Here is a 16,237-nt window from a genome sequence, read left to right on the forward strand (position 1 = left end):
CTGTGGATAAGCCGCGTGTCGTCCACAGGGGCGGCGGGGGCGGCTGGGCGGGTCGCAGGCTTCCCACATGACCTCGACCGACCGTGCCCAGCTCGCCGTCCGCTCGCCCGCCGACCTGATCGCCGCCGTGCCGTACCTGCTCGGCTTCCATCCCGCCGACAGCGTCGTCGCGGTGGCGCTGCGCGGCCGGCAGATCATCTTCGCCGCCCGCGCCGACCTGCCGGCCCCGTCCACCGATCCGGCCGAGCCGGCCCGGCACCTGGCCGGGGTGATCCTGCGCCAGGGCGCGGAGTCCGCCACAGTGGTCGGCTACGGGCCTCCCGAACGGGTGACACCGAGTGTGGACGCGGTGCGCCTCGCCCTCGCCGGTGTCGGGCTGGAGGTGCTCGACGCGCTGCGGGTCACCGGCGACCGCTGGTGGTCCTACCTCTGCGCCGAGGCCGACTGCTGCCCTCCCGAAGGCCGGCGCCACGACGCCTCGGCCAACCAGGTGACCGCCTCGGCGGTGTTCGCAGGCCAGGTCGCCCTGCCTGACCGGGCCGCCCTCGTGGCGCAGGTGGCACCGGTGTCCGGCGACGCCCGCGCCGCCACCGCCCGCGCCCGGCTGAGGCTGACCGAGCTGGTCGGGCAGGCGCCCGCGAGCGATTTGCTCGGCGGTCGGGCCCTGCGCTCCGCAGGGGTGGCGGCGGTCCGCGAGGCGCAGCGCGCGCAGGGGCGGGGCGTACGACTCGACGACGACGAGGTGGCCTGGTTGAGCGTGCTGCTGACCCACCTGCCGATCCGTGACCACGCCTGGGAGCGCACCGATGGTCGGGATCGGGACATCGCTCTCTGGACCGACGTGCTGCGTCGGGCCGACCCGGAGTTGACCGCGGCGCCGGGCTCGTTGCTGGCGTTCGCCGCGTGGCGAGCCGGGCAGGGTGCGCTGGCGGCGGTGGCGCTGGAACGCACGCTGAGTCTGACTCCTGACTACTCGCTCGCCCTGCTCCTGGACGACCTGCTGCGGCGCGGCGTGCCCCCGTCCGAGCTGGATGGCTGGCCGTCGGTCGGCATGCCCGGGGTGGTCCGGCCTCGCAAGAGGCGTCGACGTGGCCGGGGCTGACCCGCGTCGCGCAGCGCCGACACCCCGTACGCCCCGGTGTGGTCCGTCGAAGGATGTAGCGGACGTTCGTCCCACGGGGCGAGTCATCCGGTGTGACGTCGCCGCAGAATCAGCAGATGCACCCACCACGTGAACGCCGCACATGAGTGTCGGACTGCTGCTGTCGCTCGCCGGCCTGGCACTTGTCGACAGCACCAGCATCGGCACCCTCTTCATCCCGGTCTGGTTGCTGCTCGCGCCCGGGAGGATCAACGCCCGGCGGATCCTCGTCTACCTCGGCACGATCGTCGTCTTCTACTTCGGGGTCGGGCTGCTGCTCGTCGTGGGCGGCAGCCGGCTGGCCGACGTGCTCGGCGGGGCGCTGGACAATCGGCCGGTGCTCTGGGCGCAACTCGCTCTCGGGGTCGGGCTGTTCGCGTTGAGCTTCCGCTACGACGGCAAACGACGTCCGCGCGGCGGCGGCGCGCTGCGGTGGCGGGACCGGGCGACCTCCGGAGACTCCTCGACGCGCTGGCTGGTGGGGCTGGCGCTGCTCGCCGCGCTCGCGGAGGTGGCGACGATGCTGCCGTACCTCGGCGCGGTCGGCCTGCTGACCACCTCCGGGCTCGGCGCGGCGCAGATCGTCGGGTTGCTCGCCGGCTACTGCCTGGTCATGGTGGTGCCGGCGATGCTGCTGCTGGGGGCGCGGCTGGCGTGGCCGAGGCTTGTCGAGCCGGTGCTGGGCCGGCTCAACGCCTGGATCGTGCGGCACTCCGGCGGCATGCTCGGCTGGATCCTCGGCATCGCCGGGTTCCTGCTGGCCCGCGACGCCGTGCTCCGGCTGGGGCTGATGGACGAGCTGGTGATCAGACTGTGACCCGCTCGGGGCGGGCGTAGACGTTCATCGTGTTGCCACGCAGGAAGCCGACAAGCGTCATGCCCGCCTCCTCGGCCAGCTCGGCGGCGAGGGTGCTCGGCGCGGACACGGCGGCGAGCAGCGGCAGGCCTGCCATCCACGCCTTCTGGGTCAGCTCGAAGCTCGCCCGGCCGGAGACCAGCAGCAGGTGCCCGGCCAGTGGCAGCAGGCGTTCCCGCACCGCCCAGCCGATCACCTTGTCCACCGCGTTGTGCCGGCCCACGTCCTCGCGGAGCACCACGAGGTCGCCGGAGGGCGTGAACAGGCCCGCCGCGTGGAGCCCGCCGGTGCGGTCGAAGCCGCGTTGGGCGGCGCGCAGCCGGTCGGGCAGTTCGGCGAGGAGGGTCGCCGGCACGGTGAGCGGGTCCGCCGAGACCGGGAACAGCGACCGGGTACGGACCGCGTCGATGCTGGCCTTGCCGCAGACGCCGCAGGAACTGGTCGTGTAGAAGTTCCGGGACGGATCGGTGGTCGGTTCCGGTACGCCGGGGGCGAGCACCACGTCCACCACGTTGTACGTGTTGGGCGTCTCCGCGCCGGCACAGAGCTGGGCGGTCAGCACGTCGTCGGTCGACCGGATCAGCCCTTCGGTCAGCAGGAACCCGATGGCCAGGTCCAGGTCGTCGCCGGGCGTACGCATGGTGACGGCGAGCGGGCGGCGTCGGCCGGGGCCGGCGGCACCGACCCGGATCTCCAGCGGCTCCTCCACCGCGAGGGTGTCCGGCCGTCGGACGGCTCCGCGTCCGTCGGCCGCCGCGTCGAGGTCGATCCGGAGTACGCCCCGTCGGTCAGTCGCCCGTCCCATCCCGCCATCCTGCACCCCGCGGCGGTACGTCCGCACACGCACAGGCATCGGCCACCGACCGGGGGCGGCACGGTTACCGTGACCGGATGGGGTCGTACGCCGCAGTGGTGCTCGCGGGTGGGGCAGCCCGCCGGATGGGTGGGGTGGACAAGCCCGCGCTTCCGGTCGGCGGCCGGTCGATGCGTGACCGGGTGCTGGCTGCCGTCGCCGATGCCGCGCCGCGCGTGCTTGTCGGCCCGGCCGAGGCCGTCCCGCCCGGCGTGCGGGTCACCCGGGAGGCTCCTGCCGGTGGGGGGCCGGTCGCCGCGGCGGCGGCGGGTCTGGCGCTGCTCGATCCCGACACGACGGCTGTCGCGTTGCTCGCCGCCGACCTGCCGCTGCTCACCCGGGCGGCGATCGGTGACCTGCTGACCCACCTCGACGAAGAGCGCCAGCTCGACGGGGTGTGCTTCGTCGACGCCGACGGTAGGCGGCAGTCGCTGTGCGGGGTGTGGCGGGTCGCCGCGCTGCGCGCCGGGCTGGACCGGCTGGCGGCGGAACGTCGCGGCGACCTGGCCGGGGCGTCGGTACGGGCGCTGCTGGGCGGCCTCCTCGTCGGGGAGGTGCCCTGGGCCGGTGCCGGCCCGCCGCCCTGGTTCGACTGCGACACTGACGAGGACGTACGCCGGGCGGAGGAGTGGGTGCGATGACGGTCATGGACGACTGGGTCACGGCGGCCTGCGCCGAGTTGGATCTGGACGCGACCCAGGTGCCCGTGCCGGCGGTGCTGGACGTCGCCCGCGACGTCGCCCACCAGGTGTTGCGGCCGGGTGCGCCGGTCAGCGCGTACCTGCTCGGTCTGGCGGTGGGTCGGGGCGCCGACCCGGCGGACGCCGCGGCCCGCCTCAGCGCCCTCGCGGCCACCTGGCCGGTCGAGCTGGGTGCCGACCGCCCCTCGATGTCCGATCCCGGTCCGGCCTGATTCGACAGCCGCACGGCGTGGGTAGGGTGGCCGTGACGGACGGAGGCGATCATGACGGCTGACCACCCCTCGGCGCCGGACGGTGAGCTGCCTGGCGGAGCGGCGGAATCGATTCTGCTCGACGAACCCAGCAGCACCGACCTGCGGGCCAAGGTGACCGAGGCGTGGCAGGAGTTCGCCCGCGCCCTGGCCGTACGTCTGCCGGAGCTGCCCGCGGGCGCGCACCTCGAACTGACCCTGGATCCGACCGCCTCCGGTACGGGGGACGCCGTCTACTCGATAAGCGTGGACGTGGACGATGCCGGCGGCCTCTCCGCGCGGGCGGTCGGAAATGCCGCGCTGCCTGCGGGCTACCGGCTGGACCGCGCCGCGGTGGCCGACATGATCGCGCTCGGCTGGTCGCCGCCGGGTGTGGTGACCGGTTCGGGCAACGCCTTCGGGCTGGACGGTACGACGGCGGAGGCACCCCGGATCGCCGCGCTGCTCGCCCGGACGTTGCGGGACGTCTACGGCGCACCGCACCCGGCGTTCCTCGTCTATCTGGTGCACGACGCCGAGGGCGAGCCGCTCGCGGTGGAGGCGTTGGGCACCGCGCGCAGCGAGTTCGGCCCGGACGCCGACGTCGAGGCCGACCTGGAGGAGGCGCTGGCCGAGGCCGCCGCCGCCCAGGTGGAGCGGGACGACGTGCTCGACCTGGCCGAGCGGGTGCGCACGGTCGTGTCCACCATGCTCAAGTCGGACACCGACCGGTTGCAGATCGACTCGGACGGCGACATCACCATCCGCGCCGGCTCGGCGATGGTCTTCGTCCGGGTGCGCGACAACCCGCCGCTCGTGGACGTCTTCTCCCCGGTCCTGACCGAGGTGGAGCCGACCGAGCGGCTCTACGTCAAGCTCTCCGAGCTGACCAACCGGATGCCGATCGGGCGGCTGTACTGCGCCGACGACACGGTCTGGGCGTCGATCCCGGTGTTCGGCCGCAACTTCCAGGCGACGCATCTGATGCTGGCCGTGCAGGTGATGACGGGCCTCGCCGACGAGTTGGACGACCGGCTGCACGGCGAGTTCGGCGGCAAGCGGTTCTTCGGCGAGGGCGACAAGCCGGTCCGCCGCGACGAGTCGGACCACCGCACCGGCATGTACCTCTAGGAGACGTCCAACAGCGTCTTGCCGACCGTCGCGCGCGCCTCGATGGCGGCGTGCGCGTCGGCGGCGCGCTCCAGCGGGAAGCGTTGCCCGATCAGCGGTCGTAGCCGGCCGGCCGCCGCGTCGGCGAGGGCCTGCCAGGTGTACGCCCGCAGGCGCTCGGGCGGCACGTCCGGCCGGACCAGCGTGACCTGTCGTGCGGTGGCGGCCTCGGGCGAGATGGGGGACCAGGCGCCGCTGGCCAGCCCGAAGCTGACCATGCGGCCGCGGGGTGCCAGCAGGTCGAACGCCGTCGCGGCGATGTCTCCGCCGACGCCGTCGAACACCACGTCGACACCGCCCATCTCGTTCCGGACCCGCTCGGCCCAGCCTGGCCGGCGGTAGTCGACGGCCAGGTCGGCGCCGAACCCGGGCAGCAGGTCCACCTTGCGGGGCCCGCCGGCGACGCCGATCACCCGGGCACCGGCCCGGGCGGCCAACTGCACCAGGAGATTGCCCACGCCGCCTGCCGCGGCCTCGACCAGCACCCGGTCGCCGGGGCGTACGCCGACGGCGTCGACGAGCATGGTGGCGGTACGCCCGTCGGCCAGCAGCGCCACCGCCTCGTCGAGCGGCAGGCCGGTGGGCACCTCGATCGGCGCTGCCGCGTCCACGACCGTGCGTTCGGCGTACCCGCCGGAGCCGCCGGTGGAGCTGACCACCCGCTTTCCGACAAGCGCCGGGTCGACGTCCGGCCCCACGGAGGTGACCACGCCGCCGACGCCGTTGCCGGGGATCAGCGGGGGTGTGACCCGGAAGGGGCCGGGCCGACCGGAGCGCTGCTGGGTCTCGACGAATGTGATGTTCGCGTGGGCGACGTCGATCGACACCTGGCCGGGGCCGGGCGTCGGGTCGGGTGCCGTGCCGGGCACCAGCACCTCCGGCCCACCGAACTCACGTAACCAGATCGCCCGCATGAAGTCCCCCTCGCGTCGTGCCAGGCCGACCCGAGTCCAACACCTCAACGCGGCTTGAGGTCAAGCCCCGGTGGACGGGCCGACGCCCGGGGACTCGACAAGCCGGGACAGGACGATGGTGCTGCGGGTGGACGTCACGAAGGACTCCGCGCGCAGCCGCTCCAGGGCCGCCTCCAGGTGGGCGATGTCGGCGGCGCGCAGGTGCACCAGCGCGTCCGCCTCGCCGGAGACGGTGTACGCGCCCACCACCTCCGGGTGTCGACGGGCGGCCACGCCGATCTGCGCCGGGGTGGTCCGACCGGCGCAGAACAGCTCGACGAACGCCTCGGTCGTCCAGCCGACGGCGGCCGGATCGACCACCGCCGTGAATCCCCTGATCACGCCCGTGGCCCGCAGCCGGTCGACGCGGCGCTTGACCGCTGGGGCGGAGAGTGACACCCGCGTGCCGATGTCGGCGTACGACGCACGGGCGTCGGCGACGAGCAACGCAATGATCCGCTGGTCTACCGCGTCTATCTGCAACGTTCCGCCTCTGGGAAGCAACGGTTGTGGCTGTTACCAAAGTTCCACGGTACCTACCCTTGGTGACCGTGAACCAGCAGCGAGTCTCGCGAAAGCGGACATATCTCATGTGCTCGCCCGAGCACTTCGCGGTCGAGTACGCGATCAATCCGTGGATGGACGTGACCACCCCGGTGGACCGGGATCTGGCCGTCAAGCAGTGGGACCGGCTGCGCGAGACGCTTGTCGGCCTCGGCCACGATGTGCACCTGCTCACCCCCGAGCAGGGCCTGCCGGACATGGTCTACGCCGCCAACGGCGCGTTCATGGTGGACGGCAGCGTCTACGGCGCCCGCTTCAAGCACGAGCAGCGGGCCGCCGAGGCCGCCGCCCACCACGCCTTCTACGAGGCGCAGGGCCTGCGGTTCATCGCCCCGAGCGAGACCAACGAGGGCGAGGGTGACTTCGCGTACGTGCCGGAGGCGCACGGCGGCCTGATCCTGGCCGGTCACGGCTTCCGCACCGAGGTCCCGGCGCACGCCGAGGCGCAGGAGGCGCTGGGTCGGCCGGTGGTGTCGCTGCGCCTGATCGACCCGCGGTTCTACCACCTGGACGTGGCGCTCGCCGCCATCGACGACGCGAACGTCGTCTACTTCCCCGGAGCGTTCTCGGCGGCCAGCCAGCGGGTGCTGACCCAGCTCTTCCCGGACGCCGTGCTCGCGGACGACGAGGACGCCATGGCCTTCGGGCTCAACCTGGTGAGCGACGGCGCGAACGTCGTGCTCAACAGCGAGGCCACCCGGCTGGCCGGAAAGCTCAAGGCCGCCGGCTACCACCCCGTCCCTGTCGAGTTGGGCGAGCTGAAGAAGGGTGGCGGCAGCGTGAAGTGCTGCATCGCCGAACTGCGGCACTGACCCGAACTCTGCCGCGTACGCCAGGGGCCGACCTCCCGACGGGAGGCCGGCCCCTGGCGCTGCGGGCGGTCAGCCCAGCGTGGCCAGCTCGTTGATCAGGACGTTCGACATGACCTGGCCGTCGCGCTGCACCTCTCGCAGGTACCACTTCTGCTGCGGGGTACGCGGCTGGTTGAACTGCCAGATCCCGCGCGGGCTGTCGATCTGGCCGATCTTGCCGAGCGCCAGGTTGACCTGCTGCGGCGTCGGCTTCCCGCCGGTCAGCTGGATGGCCTGGTCGAGCACCTGAGCCGCGTCGTACGACGCCATGGCGTAGGTGGTCGGGGTGACCTGGTACTTCTTGCGGTACGCCGACGCGAAGACCCGGTTGGACGTGTTGTTCAGGTCGGCCGAGTAGTTGAGCGCGGTCTGGATGCCCAGCGCGTTGTCCTTGAGGTTCTCCAGCACGGTGCCCTCGGTGAGGAAGCCGGGTGCGTAGACGGGCCCGGAGTACTCCTCGCGCAGCTGCTTGATGAACTCCACAGCCGCGTTGCCGGCGAAGAAGCAGAAGACCGCCGTCGGCTTCTTGGCCAGCGCCTTGTTGATGTCCACGGCGAACGCGGTCTTCCCCGGGTTGGGGTTGGCGGTGGTGTAGGTCACCGGGTCGGAGATCCGCGGGTCGGTGGCGCCGAACTCCTGCCGGAAGCCGCGCACCACGTCCGGGCTGCCGACGTTCTCCGGCATGATGATCGCGACGCGGCCGTTGGCCGGCAGCTGGTCGCGCAGGTAGCGGCCCAGCGCCCGGCCGGCCTCGTCCAGCACGTAGGACGTACGCCAGATGTAGAAGACGCTCTGGAGGCTGCTCGGCGAGGCGTTGGAGCCGATCAGGGGGACCCGGGCCTGCTCCACGGTGTCCCGGATGCCGACCATCACGGTCGAGTTGACGACCCCGGTGAGCGCCAGCACGCCCTGCTTGAGCAGGTCGTCGACGGCGGCCTTGCCGGTCTTGGCGCTGTCGCCCTCGTCGGCGGTCAGCAGGGTGACCGGGTGGCCGCCCAACCGCTGGTCGTGCATGTCCAGAAAGAGCTGGAAGCCGTTGGTGATGTCGTCACCGATGCTCTTGAAACCGCCGGCCTGTGGCGTGATCAGACCGATCTTGATCGGGCTCCGGTCGGCGGCGGGCTGGGCGTCGGTGTCGGAGCCGCAACCGGCGGCGAATCCGGTGGTACCGAGCGCGGCCAGGAGTTGGAGCGCCCGCCTGCGATTCATCTGCGACACCGAGTTCCTTCCCAGGAGCGTTGCAGGGCAGAACACACGGCCCCTCCGGCGTTCTACCTGCTCCGCGACGCTGCGTCAATGGCTATTGATCATCGTGCAGGGACCGCAACACGTCGACGATTCGGGGCCAGGCCGAGGACTGCGGGTCGATCAGCCCGAAATGCTCGTGTCCGGGCAGTTCAAGAAGGGAAATATCGGATCCCGAGGCATGAGCTGCCGCGACGAAATCACGGCTCATCGCTATCGGAACCTGCTGATCCTCCGACCCATGAACGACTACTGTGCGTGTTCGGATGGGCACCAACATCCGTGGATCGGCGGTCGCGTACCGGTCCGGAACGTCCGCCGGGCCGCCCCCGAGCAGTGCCGCCACCGCGCCGGAGTCGAGATCCCGCCGGTACGCCTCGCCCAGATCGGCCACCGGGGCCAGGGCGAGCACTCCGGCCACCGTGCTCGGCGCGGTGGCCGCCACGTACAGCGCCAAATGGCCGCCGGCGGAGTGCCCGAGCAGGATCGGAGCCGCCCGCGTGACCCGGTCGGGCAGCACCTCGGCGGCCAGTGCGGGAAGCGCGCCGATGCCGGTAAGCGCGTCGGTCAGGGTGCCCGGCCAGCCGCCGCCGGGGTGCCCGGTGCGCCGGTACTCCAGCTGCGCCACCGGATACCCGAGTGCGGCGAGCGCGGCGGCCAGCGGACCGGTGTGCCGCCTGTCGTACTCGGCCCGCCAGAAGCCGCCGTGCACCACGACGACCAGCGGCCGCGGCGGTCCGGTGCCCGCCGGGGACCGCAGGTCGGCAACCTGGTCCGGGTGATCGCCGTACGCCACCGTGTGGTCGGGCTCCGGGGCGGGCCGGGTCAGCACGGCACGCGGGTCGGCAGGCATGGCGCGACGGTAGCGCGCCCCGCCCGGGTGGTTCGGCCCCGGGAGTCGGTCCCGGGAGGCATGGCTCGCGTCCGCTGGGTAAAGATGGACCCCATGACCGAAGCGCGCTCCGCTGGACACAACGACGAGCCCGGCCCCGACGACTCCGGCCAGTCCGGCACCGTGGTGGTGGTGGGCCCGGACGGCCGACCGATCGGCACCATGCAGACCGAGGAGGGCCAGGGCGAGGACCCGACCCGCCTGGTCGAGCAGCCGGCCAAGGTGATGCGGATCGGCAGCATGATCAAGCAGCTCCTGGAGGAGGTCAAGGCCGCCCCACTGGACGACGCCAGCCGCAACCGGATGCGGGAGATCCACGAGCGGTCGATAGTCGAACTCAAGGAGGGCCTCGCCCCCGAGCTGCGCGACGAGCTGGAACGGATCTCGCTGCCGTTCACCGAGGACAAGGCCCCGAGCGAGGGTGAGCTGCGGATCGCGCACGCGCAGCTCGTCGGCTGGTTGGAGGGTCTCTTCCACGGCATCCAGGCGGCCCTGGTGGCCCAGCAGATGGCCGCCCGGGTCCAGTTGGAGCAGATGCGCGGTGGCCGGCAGGCGCTGCCCAGCGGCCCCGGCGGCGTCGTGCCGGGGATGCCGGGCATCGGCCAGCCCGGTGGTGGCGAGGGTCACAACACGGGCCAGTACCTGTAGGCGACTCAGCCCAACCCGAAGACCTTCTCCAGGTACGCCGCCACGCCGTCCTCGGTGTTCGCCGTCGTCACCTCGTCGGCGACCGCCAGGACGGCGCGGTGCGCGTTGGCCACCGCCACACCCCGCCCGGCCCAGGTCAGCATCGGTACGTCGTTGGGCATGTCGCCGAAGGCCAGCACGTCCTCGGCGGCGATCCCGAGCCGCTCGCAGTACCACGCCAGGCCGGCGGCCTTGGTCACCCCGGCGGCGGAGATCTCCACCAGGCCTGACGAGGACGAGTGCGTCGCCTCGGCCAGCCCCGCCACCGCCGCGGCGATCAACTCGGCGAAGGCGTCCGGGTCCTGTTCGCCGGCGCGGGCCAGCAGCTTGACCGCAGGGACCGACAGCAGTTCCTCGGGCGTCTCGATCGGTCTGATGCCGTCGGCGTCGGCGTCCCAGCGCAGCGGGTAGTGCGCCTCGTGCCGCATCTCCCGGCTGTCCAGGATCTCCACTGCGAAGCTGATCCCGGGCACCTCGGCGCGCAGCCGCCGGGCCACCTCCGCCAGGTGCTGTGGTGCGAGCGGATCGGCCCGCACCACCTCGTCGGCGAACGGGTCGTAGACCACGGCGCCGTTGGCGCAGACCGCCGGCAGTGGTTCGGCGAGCTGGTCGTACACCATCTTGAGCCAGCGGACCGGGCGGCCGGTGACCAGCACGACAGGCGTGCCCCGCGCGGAGATCCGCGCGATCAGGTCGGCGGTGCGCGGGCTGACTGTGTGGTCGTCGCGGATCAGCGTGCCGTCGATGTCGGTGGCGATCAGGCGGGGTGTCTCTCCCATCACCGGGACAGTAGCCGGTCCAGGTACACGGCCACTCCGTCGTCGTCGTTGCGAAGGGTCACCTCGTCGGCGACGGCCCGCAGGGCGGGGTGCGCGTTGGCGACAGCCACCCGGGACCACCCGGCCCACTCGAACATCGGCAGGTCGTTGGGCATGTCACCGAAGACCAGGACGTCGGCCGGGTCCACCCCGAGGCTCTGCGCCACCACTGTCAGTCCGGTCGCCTTGTCCACGTCAGGCGGGCAGATCTCCACGAAGCCGAGCCCGGCCTGGGTGAGCGTGGCCACCTGCGGCGGGATGATCCGGCGGGCCACCGCCAGCAACTCGTCCACGTGGTGGTCGGCGGTCCGGGCGAAGGCCTTGATCACATCGCAGGAGAGGCACTCGTCGCGGGTGCGTGCCTCGAACCGGTCCTGGTAGGGCCAGCTCTCGTGGTAGTCGCCCCAGAGCGGCGCGTCGTGCTCGTCGGACGCCTCGACCATCACCGTCAGCGGGCCGACCTCGGCCTCCAGGTCGGTGAGCAGGCGGGCCAGCACCTCGGCGGGCAGCCGCTCGTCGCGCAGCACGACGGGTCCGGCCGGATCACTCTGGTCGACCACCCGGCCACCGCCGGCCATCACCAGGAAGTCGGCGGCCCGGATGTCGTTGCGGGTCAGTTCGGTCAACCGCGGGCCGCGTCCGGTCGCGCCGACCACCGGAATTCCGGCGGCCCGCACCCGGTCGAGCACCCCATGGGTGTACGCGGAGACTGTGTCATCGCTGCGGACAAGCGTCCCGTCGAGGTCTGTCGCGATCAGCTTGGGTAGTCCCGGGCGGGTCATCGTTCCTCCTTCGCCCGCCGCCGTCGCAGCCAGCCGTGCGGTCCTGGTGCAGAGACCCGGCGTGACGGCGGGCAGCAACCGTACCTCGCGAAACGGCCTCCAACCATGGCTTCCCGGCGAATCGGACCCCAACGCCAGGTGCCTGTGGCATGTCCTCCGAACGCCCCGCGATCTTGCGGTTCTGGTTGCCGTTCGGTGGCTTTCTGCCGGCGCGGCAAGTGCAGGATCGGCGCGTGCGGTCAGGGGTTCTGGGGGTGGGTGAACGGGGTCGTGGGGGTGACTGTCAGGTCGGCGGGGGCGCGCAGGCCCTCCTCGTCCTCGACCGGGTCCCGGTGGCGGCGGCGGGGCCAGAGGAGCCCTGGCCCGCCCATGGCCCGGTCGTCCTCCACGGATGCCGTCGGCGCCAGCCGCAGGGCCACCGCGAACAGGACGCACGCGACGAACGCCATCACCAGGCCCCTGCCGTACTCGGCCCGGAAACCGTCCTGCGGCGAGTAGAAGAAGTTCCGCTGGCCGGGGTCGTTGAGCGTCGCCGTGGCCGCGGCGAGCAGCGCCACAAGCGCGCCGGCCAGGGCGAGGCCCACCAACCGCGCGTTCGTCCGGACGGTCGCCGTGCCCCCCAGCGCCAGCGCCACGGTGCAGACCAGCAGGAGCAGCCCGACCAGATAACCCACGCCGAAGCCGCCGATCTCGTTCACGCCCGCCGGCACCTCGATCGAGCTGTTTCCCTCGGGGCCGCCGTTGGGCAGGGTCATGACCAGCCACTCACCCACCATCGACGCGACACCGGCGACCGCCCCGAGACCGGCGGCAAGCAGCGGCAGCCGGGGATCGCGGGTGAGGCCCGCCAGGGACCTGCCGAACCGCCGGGGCGGGGCCGGATCGTCGTCGCCGCCCCACTCGATCACGGCCGGGCCGTCGGGCGGGTCGCCCTGCCGGGGGATCGGCAGCTCCTCGGACATCGGCCATCCCTCCGCCGGTCACGGGCCTGCGTCGAATCATGGCACAGTCAGCGGTTGGTGACCGGAATCGCAGGGCGGGCGTCGGTCCCGGTCGGTCGCCCGACGGTCACCTTTCCGCTAGCGTTCTGCTCATGCCAATCCGTACCGCTTCAGCACAATGGCAGGGCAACCTCACCGAGGGCTCCGGCACCGTCCGCACCGGTAAGGGCGGCCTGTCGGGCAACTACTCCTTCAAGTCGCGCTTCGAGGAGGGCGAGGGCACCAACCCCGAGGAGCTGATCGCCGCCGCGCACTCCGGCTGCTTCTCGATGGCGTTCTCCAAGGCTCTCGCCGACGCCGGCTCGACCCCCACCTCGGTCGAGACCACCGCCAAGGTCCACCTGGACAAGACCGACGCCGGGATGACCGTGACCCGGATCGAGTTGGAGACCGTCGGCCAGGTGCCGGGGATCGACGACGCGGAGTTCCAGAAGCTCGCCGAGAGCGCCAAGGCCAACTGCCCGATCTCCCGCCTGCTCTCGCCGGGCGCCGAGATCACCCTCACCGCGCGCCTGGCTTCCTGAGCCGGACGACCCGCACACCGCGCGTTCACGGGAAGGGGAGCTTCCGCCCGGCCACGGGCGGCCGCTCTCCTCTTTCCGTGGACGCGCGGGCCCCGGTCGTCCACCAGGACCCGGGCCGGGTGCCTCCGCGTCGGGCACAATGGGCGAGGTGCCGGTGGAGATGAGCCGTGAGCGCTTCGAGGAGTTGGTCGGCGAAGCCCTCGACGAGGTGCCCGAAGAGCTGCTCGGCCTGATGAACAACGTCGTCATCCTGGTCGAGGACGACCCGCCGCCGGGCGAGTCCGAGCTGCTCGGCCTCTACGAGGGGCACGCGCTCACCGACCGCGGCTGGGACTACTCGGGCGTGCTGCCGGACCGGATCTTCATCTACCGCCACCCGATCCTGCGGATCTGTGACAACGACGAGGACGTCATCGACGAGGTGGCGGTGACAGTCGTGCACGAGATCGCCCACCACTTCGGCATCGACGACGCGCGTCTGCACGCGCTGGGCTGGGGCTGAACCCCGGGGCCGACCCGCCGCGCCGCTCGGCTGATGGCTCGCGGTTGCCGCGGTCGCCTACCGTCGGTGCAGCGAACGCGACCCTATTCAGGAGGCCCTTTCATGCGCAGCGAGCTGTTCTCCGCGGAGAATCTGGAGAAGGAGTCCGCGCAGCCCGGCATGCGGCTGCAGAACTCCAAGATGTTGAAGATCGAGCTCAACGGCGAGGCGATGGCCCGGGTCGGGTCGATGGTCGCCTACCAGGGCAACGTCCAGTTCCAGGCGCTGGGCTCGGGTGGGCTCGGCAAGTTCCTCAAGCAGAAGCTCACCGGCGAGGGCGTCCCGCTGATGAAGGTCTCCGGTCAGGGTGACGTCTTCCTCGCCGAACTGGCCAAGGACGTGCACATCATCGACCTGGAGCCGGGCGACGCGCTCTCCATCAACGGGTCCAGCGTGCTCGCCTTCGACTCCACCCTCCAGTACGACATCAGGATGGTCGGCGGGGCCGGGATGGCGTCCTCGTCCGGTCTGTTCAACTGCGTGTTCAGCGGGTACGGCCGGATCGCCATCACCACCAAGGGCACCCCTGTGGTGCTCAACGTGGACGCGCCCACGTACGTCGACCCGCAGGCCGCCGTCTGCTGGTCGGCAAACCTCCAGACCGGCTACCACCGCGCCGAGCAGCTCGGCCTCGGCACGCTGCTGGGCCGTCGTACCGGGGAGTCGTTCACGATGAGCTTCGCCGGTCAGGGCTTCGTGGTGGTTCAGCCGTCCGAGGAGCCGCCGGTCATGGGCAGCGGTCAGCAGCAGCAGGAGGGCGGTCTGCTCGGCGGTCTGCTGAGCTGAGCACCGCGCAAACGCGGGCGTTCCCTGGTGACCGGGGACGCCCGCGTTTGCGCGCCGTCAGGTCAACTCGCCGGTGCGCAGCCGGGCCAGCCAGGCCGCCGCGTCGGCGTAGTCGGCGTCGGACAGACCTGCCGGGGCCGGCACCGGCCGTTCGGCAGCCCCCTGGGTCCAGCGGTGCCGGGGGTACGAGCCCAGGAAACGCACGTCGGCGCAGACCCGGCGCAGACCCTGCAACGCCTCGCCCAGCCGTACGTCGGCCACGTGCCCGGTGCAGTCGAGGAAGAAGACGTACCGGCCGAGGGCCTCACCTGTCGGCCGGGACTCGATCCGGGTCATGTTGACCCCCCGGACGGCCAGCTCCATCAGCACCGACAGCAGGGCACCGACCCGGTCGTGGGCGATGTAGACGGCGAGCGAGGTGAGGTCGTCGCCTGTCGGCGGCGGGGGTGGCCCGGGGCGCGACACCAGCGCGAACCGGGTCACCGCGTCCGGATGGTCGGCGATCTTGTCGGCGAGCACGGTGAGCCGGTGCCGGGTCGCCCCGATGGGCGCGCAGATGGCCGCGTCGTATTCGCCGGAACCGGCGCCGGCGGCCGCCGCACCGTTGGAGAGCACGTCCACCACCACCGCGTCGGGCAGGTGGTCGCGCAGCCAGCCCCGGCACTGGTTGGACGCCTGCGGGTGGGCAGCGACGACGCGGACCGACGTCAGCGAGGTGCCCGGCCGGGCTCCGAGCACGAACTCCACGGGCAGGATCACCTCCCGGGTGATCACCAGTGGTTCGCCCTCGGCCATCTCGTCGAGGGTGACGCCCACCGCGCCGCCTATCGAGTTTTCCAGTGGCACCAGCGCGGCGTCGGCGTCCCCGGTCCGGACCTGGTCCAACGCCTCCCCGACACTGCGGGCGGGCGTACGGGTGCCGCGTTCGGCGGCGGGGACGGTGCGCAGGGCCTGCTCGGCGAAGGTGCCCTCCGGACCGAGGTAGACGAAGCGCGTCGGTGGTGTTCCCGGCATGTCGACAAGCCTACGCACCAGGCCCGGCGACCGGGCCGGCGTCGCAGGCGAGCATCCGGATCCCGGTCGGCCCGGTGGCGCGTACCTCGATGGTGCACACGTCGGTGCCGGCGGTGACCAGCTCCGGCGCGGTCGGCCGGCCCCTGGTGACGACCTGGAGTTCCTCGTGCCCGGTCACCTCCAGCACCGTGTACTGCCAGTCGGCGGCGCAGAGCGGCCCGGTGCGGACCTGGACCCGCACGCTGGGTGGGAGCACGCCGGCCCGGCCGTGCAGCAGTTGCACGATCCGCTGCCCGGTAGGCCCGTTCCGGCAGGGCGTGGCGACCAGCCCGGCGTCCGGGGTGGCCGACGGCGTGCGGAGGGGCGGGACGGACGGCACGGTGCTGGGCGTGGCGGCGGGGGTACGTGTCGGCGCTGCCGTCGGGGAGCCGGTCGTGCTGGGCTGCGCGTCCGGGGTCGCCAGTCCGGGTGGGGCGCCGCAGCCGGTCGACAGAGCGAGCAGCGCGAGCACCCACGGCAGGGTACGGGTCGTCGCCCGCGACGCGCGGGGGAGCGGGGTGAACGGCACGGGCCGATCCTCGGGACATCGGAGAATTCTTCGGCCGGGGTGGCCGAGCCCATCGTAGGG

The 16,237-nt window shown here is 72.3% G+C and carries 20 protein-coding genes; 10 read left to right on the top strand and 10 right to left on the bottom strand.

What is annotated here, in order from left to right; all coding sequences use genetic code 11:
• The first annotated feature begins 67 nt into the window (after positions 1-67).
• Positions 68-1,102, top strand: a complete 1,035-nt coding sequence (locus tag ACZ6N8_RS07035) for a DUF4192 domain-containing protein (protein ID WP_466008154.1) — start codon at positions 68-70, stop codon at positions 1,100-1,102.
• A gap of 142 nt (positions 1,103-1,244) precedes the next feature.
• Positions 1,245-1,958, top strand: a complete 714-nt coding sequence (locus ACZ6N8_RS07040) for a GAP family protein (protein WP_466008155.1) — start codon at positions 1,245-1,247, stop codon at positions 1,956-1,958.
• On the opposite strand, the gene fdhD is transcribed toward ACZ6N8_RS07040, so the two are convergent.
• Positions 1,948-2,802 carry a formate dehydrogenase accessory sulfurtransferase FdhD gene (gene fdhD / locus ACZ6N8_RS07045; protein WP_364370314.1) on the bottom strand — a complete coding sequence of 285 codons (855 nt, stop codon included), beginning with the start codon at positions 2,800-2,802 and terminating at the stop codon, positions 1,948-1,950. The genes ACZ6N8_RS07040 and fdhD overlap by 11 nt on opposite strands.
• Before the next feature lie 86 nt (positions 2,803-2,888).
• On the opposite strand from fdhD, the gene mobA reads away from it, so the two are divergent.
• From mobA to ACZ6N8_RS07060, 3 genes are read left to right on the top strand one after another with little or no spacing between them, the layout of a single operon-like run.
• Positions 2,889-3,491 carry a molybdenum cofactor guanylyltransferase gene (gene mobA, locus ACZ6N8_RS07050; RefSeq protein ID WP_466008157.1) on the top strand — a complete coding sequence of 201 codons (603 nt, stop codon included), beginning with the start codon at positions 2,889-2,891 and terminating at the stop codon, positions 3,489-3,491.
• Positions 3,488-3,763, top strand: a complete 276-nt coding sequence (locus ACZ6N8_RS07055; RefSeq protein WP_387117376.1) for a DUF6457 domain-containing protein — start codon at positions 3,488-3,490, stop codon at positions 3,761-3,763. The genes mobA and ACZ6N8_RS07055 overlap by 4 nt, the downstream gene beginning before the upstream one ends.
• A gap of 51 nt (positions 3,764-3,814) precedes the next feature.
• On the top strand, positions 3,815-4,912 hold the full coding sequence (locus ACZ6N8_RS07060) for a T3SS (YopN, CesT) and YbjN peptide-binding chaperone 1 (RefSeq protein WP_466008159.1): 1,098 nt from the start codon (positions 3,815-3,817) through the stop codon (positions 4,910-4,912).
• On the opposite strand, the gene ACZ6N8_RS07065 is transcribed toward ACZ6N8_RS07060, so the two are convergent.
• A complete protein-coding gene (locus tag ACZ6N8_RS07065; protein WP_466008161.1) occupies positions 4,909-5,865 on the bottom strand; it encodes a zinc-binding dehydrogenase in 957 nt (318 codons plus the stop codon). The genes ACZ6N8_RS07060 and ACZ6N8_RS07065 overlap by 4 nt on opposite strands.
• Before the next feature lie 60 nt (positions 5,866-5,925).
• Positions 5,926-6,387, bottom strand: coding sequence for an Lrp/AsnC family transcriptional regulator (locus ACZ6N8_RS07070; protein ID WP_354814963.1), 462 nt, complete (start codon positions 6,385-6,387; stop codon positions 5,926-5,928).
• Positions 6,388-6,446: 59 nt separating this feature from the next.
• Here ACZ6N8_RS07070 and ddaH point away from each other — a divergent pair, with 59 nt between their 5' ends.
• Positions 6,447-7,280, top strand: a complete 834-nt coding sequence (gene ddaH, locus ACZ6N8_RS07075; RefSeq protein WP_466008163.1) for a dimethylargininase — start codon at positions 6,447-6,449, stop codon at positions 7,278-7,280.
• 69 nt (positions 7,281-7,349) lie between these two features.
• Here the strand turns inward: ddaH and ACZ6N8_RS07080 are convergent, their stop codons facing one another.
• Together ACZ6N8_RS07080 and ACZ6N8_RS07085 are read right to left on the bottom strand one after the other, a co-directional pair.
• On the bottom strand, positions 7,350-8,537 hold the full coding sequence (locus tag ACZ6N8_RS07080) for an ABC transporter substrate-binding protein (RefSeq protein WP_466008165.1): 1,188 nt from the start codon (positions 8,535-8,537) through the stop codon (positions 7,350-7,352).
• 82 nt (positions 8,538-8,619) lie between these two features.
• Positions 8,620-9,417, bottom strand: a complete 798-nt coding sequence (locus tag ACZ6N8_RS07085; RefSeq protein ID WP_466008167.1) for an alpha/beta hydrolase family protein — start codon at positions 9,415-9,417, stop codon at positions 8,620-8,622.
• 84 nt (positions 9,418-9,501) lie between these two features.
• Here ACZ6N8_RS07085 and ACZ6N8_RS07090 point away from each other — a divergent pair, with 84 nt between their 5' ends.
• Positions 9,502-10,104 carry a bacterial proteasome activator family protein gene (locus ACZ6N8_RS07090; protein ID WP_357984605.1) on the top strand — a complete coding sequence of 201 codons (603 nt, stop codon included), beginning with the start codon at positions 9,502-9,504 and terminating at the stop codon, positions 10,102-10,104.
• 5 nt (positions 10,105-10,109) lie between these two features.
• On the opposite strand, the gene ACZ6N8_RS07095 is transcribed toward ACZ6N8_RS07090, so the two are convergent.
• From ACZ6N8_RS07095 to ACZ6N8_RS07105, 3 genes are all read right to left on the bottom strand, one after another.
• Positions 10,110-10,922: an HAD family hydrolase gene (locus ACZ6N8_RS07095; RefSeq protein ID WP_466008169.1), complete on the bottom strand. Its 813-nt coding sequence runs from the start codon at positions 10,920-10,922 to the stop codon at positions 10,110-10,112.
• A complete protein-coding gene (locus ACZ6N8_RS07100) occupies positions 10,922-11,743 on the bottom strand; it encodes an HAD family hydrolase (RefSeq protein WP_466008171.1) in 822 nt (273 codons plus the stop codon). The genes ACZ6N8_RS07095 and ACZ6N8_RS07100 overlap by 1 nt, the downstream gene beginning before the upstream one ends.
• A gap of 239 nt (positions 11,744-11,982) precedes the next feature.
• A complete protein-coding gene (locus ACZ6N8_RS07105; RefSeq protein WP_466008173.1) occupies positions 11,983-12,705 on the bottom strand; it encodes a hypothetical protein in 723 nt (240 codons plus the stop codon).
• Positions 12,706-12,836: 131 nt separating this feature from the next.
• Between ACZ6N8_RS07105 and ACZ6N8_RS07110 the strand changes: the two genes are divergently transcribed.
• The 3 genes from ACZ6N8_RS07110 (at position 12,837) to ACZ6N8_RS07120 (ending at position 14,595) form a co-directional block, all read left to right on the top strand.
• Positions 12,837-13,268: an OsmC family protein gene (locus ACZ6N8_RS07110; RefSeq protein WP_364370347.1), complete on the top strand. Its 432-nt coding sequence runs from the start codon at positions 12,837-12,839 to the stop codon at positions 13,266-13,268.
• 154 nt (positions 13,269-13,422) lie between these two features.
• Positions 13,423-13,770 carry a metallopeptidase family protein gene (locus ACZ6N8_RS07115; RefSeq protein ID WP_387117699.1) on the top strand — a complete coding sequence of 116 codons (348 nt, stop codon included), beginning with the start codon at positions 13,423-13,425 and terminating at the stop codon, positions 13,768-13,770.
• 102 nt (positions 13,771-13,872) lie between these two features.
• The gene (locus tag ACZ6N8_RS07120; RefSeq protein WP_030487734.1) at positions 13,873-14,595 is read left to right on the top strand and encodes an AIM24 family protein; all 723 of its coding nucleotides are present in this window, start codon (positions 13,873-13,875) and stop codon (positions 14,593-14,595) included.
• A 57-nt stretch (positions 14,596-14,652) separates the two neighbouring features.
• Here ACZ6N8_RS07120 and pheA read toward each other — a convergent pair whose 3' ends face one another.
• Positions 14,653-15,609 carry a prephenate dehydratase gene (pheA, locus tag ACZ6N8_RS07125; protein ID WP_466008175.1) on the bottom strand — a complete coding sequence of 319 codons (957 nt, stop codon included), beginning with the start codon at positions 15,607-15,609 and terminating at the stop codon, positions 14,653-14,655.
• Between the two features lie 10 nt (positions 15,610-15,619).
• Complete coding sequence (locus ACZ6N8_RS07130) at positions 15,620-16,177, bottom strand: hypothetical protein (protein ID WP_466008177.1); 558 nt, start codon at positions 16,175-16,177, stop codon at positions 15,620-15,622.
• Between the last annotated feature and the right edge of the window lie 60 nt (positions 16,178-16,237).

The organism is Micromonospora sp. NPDC047521, assembly GCF_055587305.1.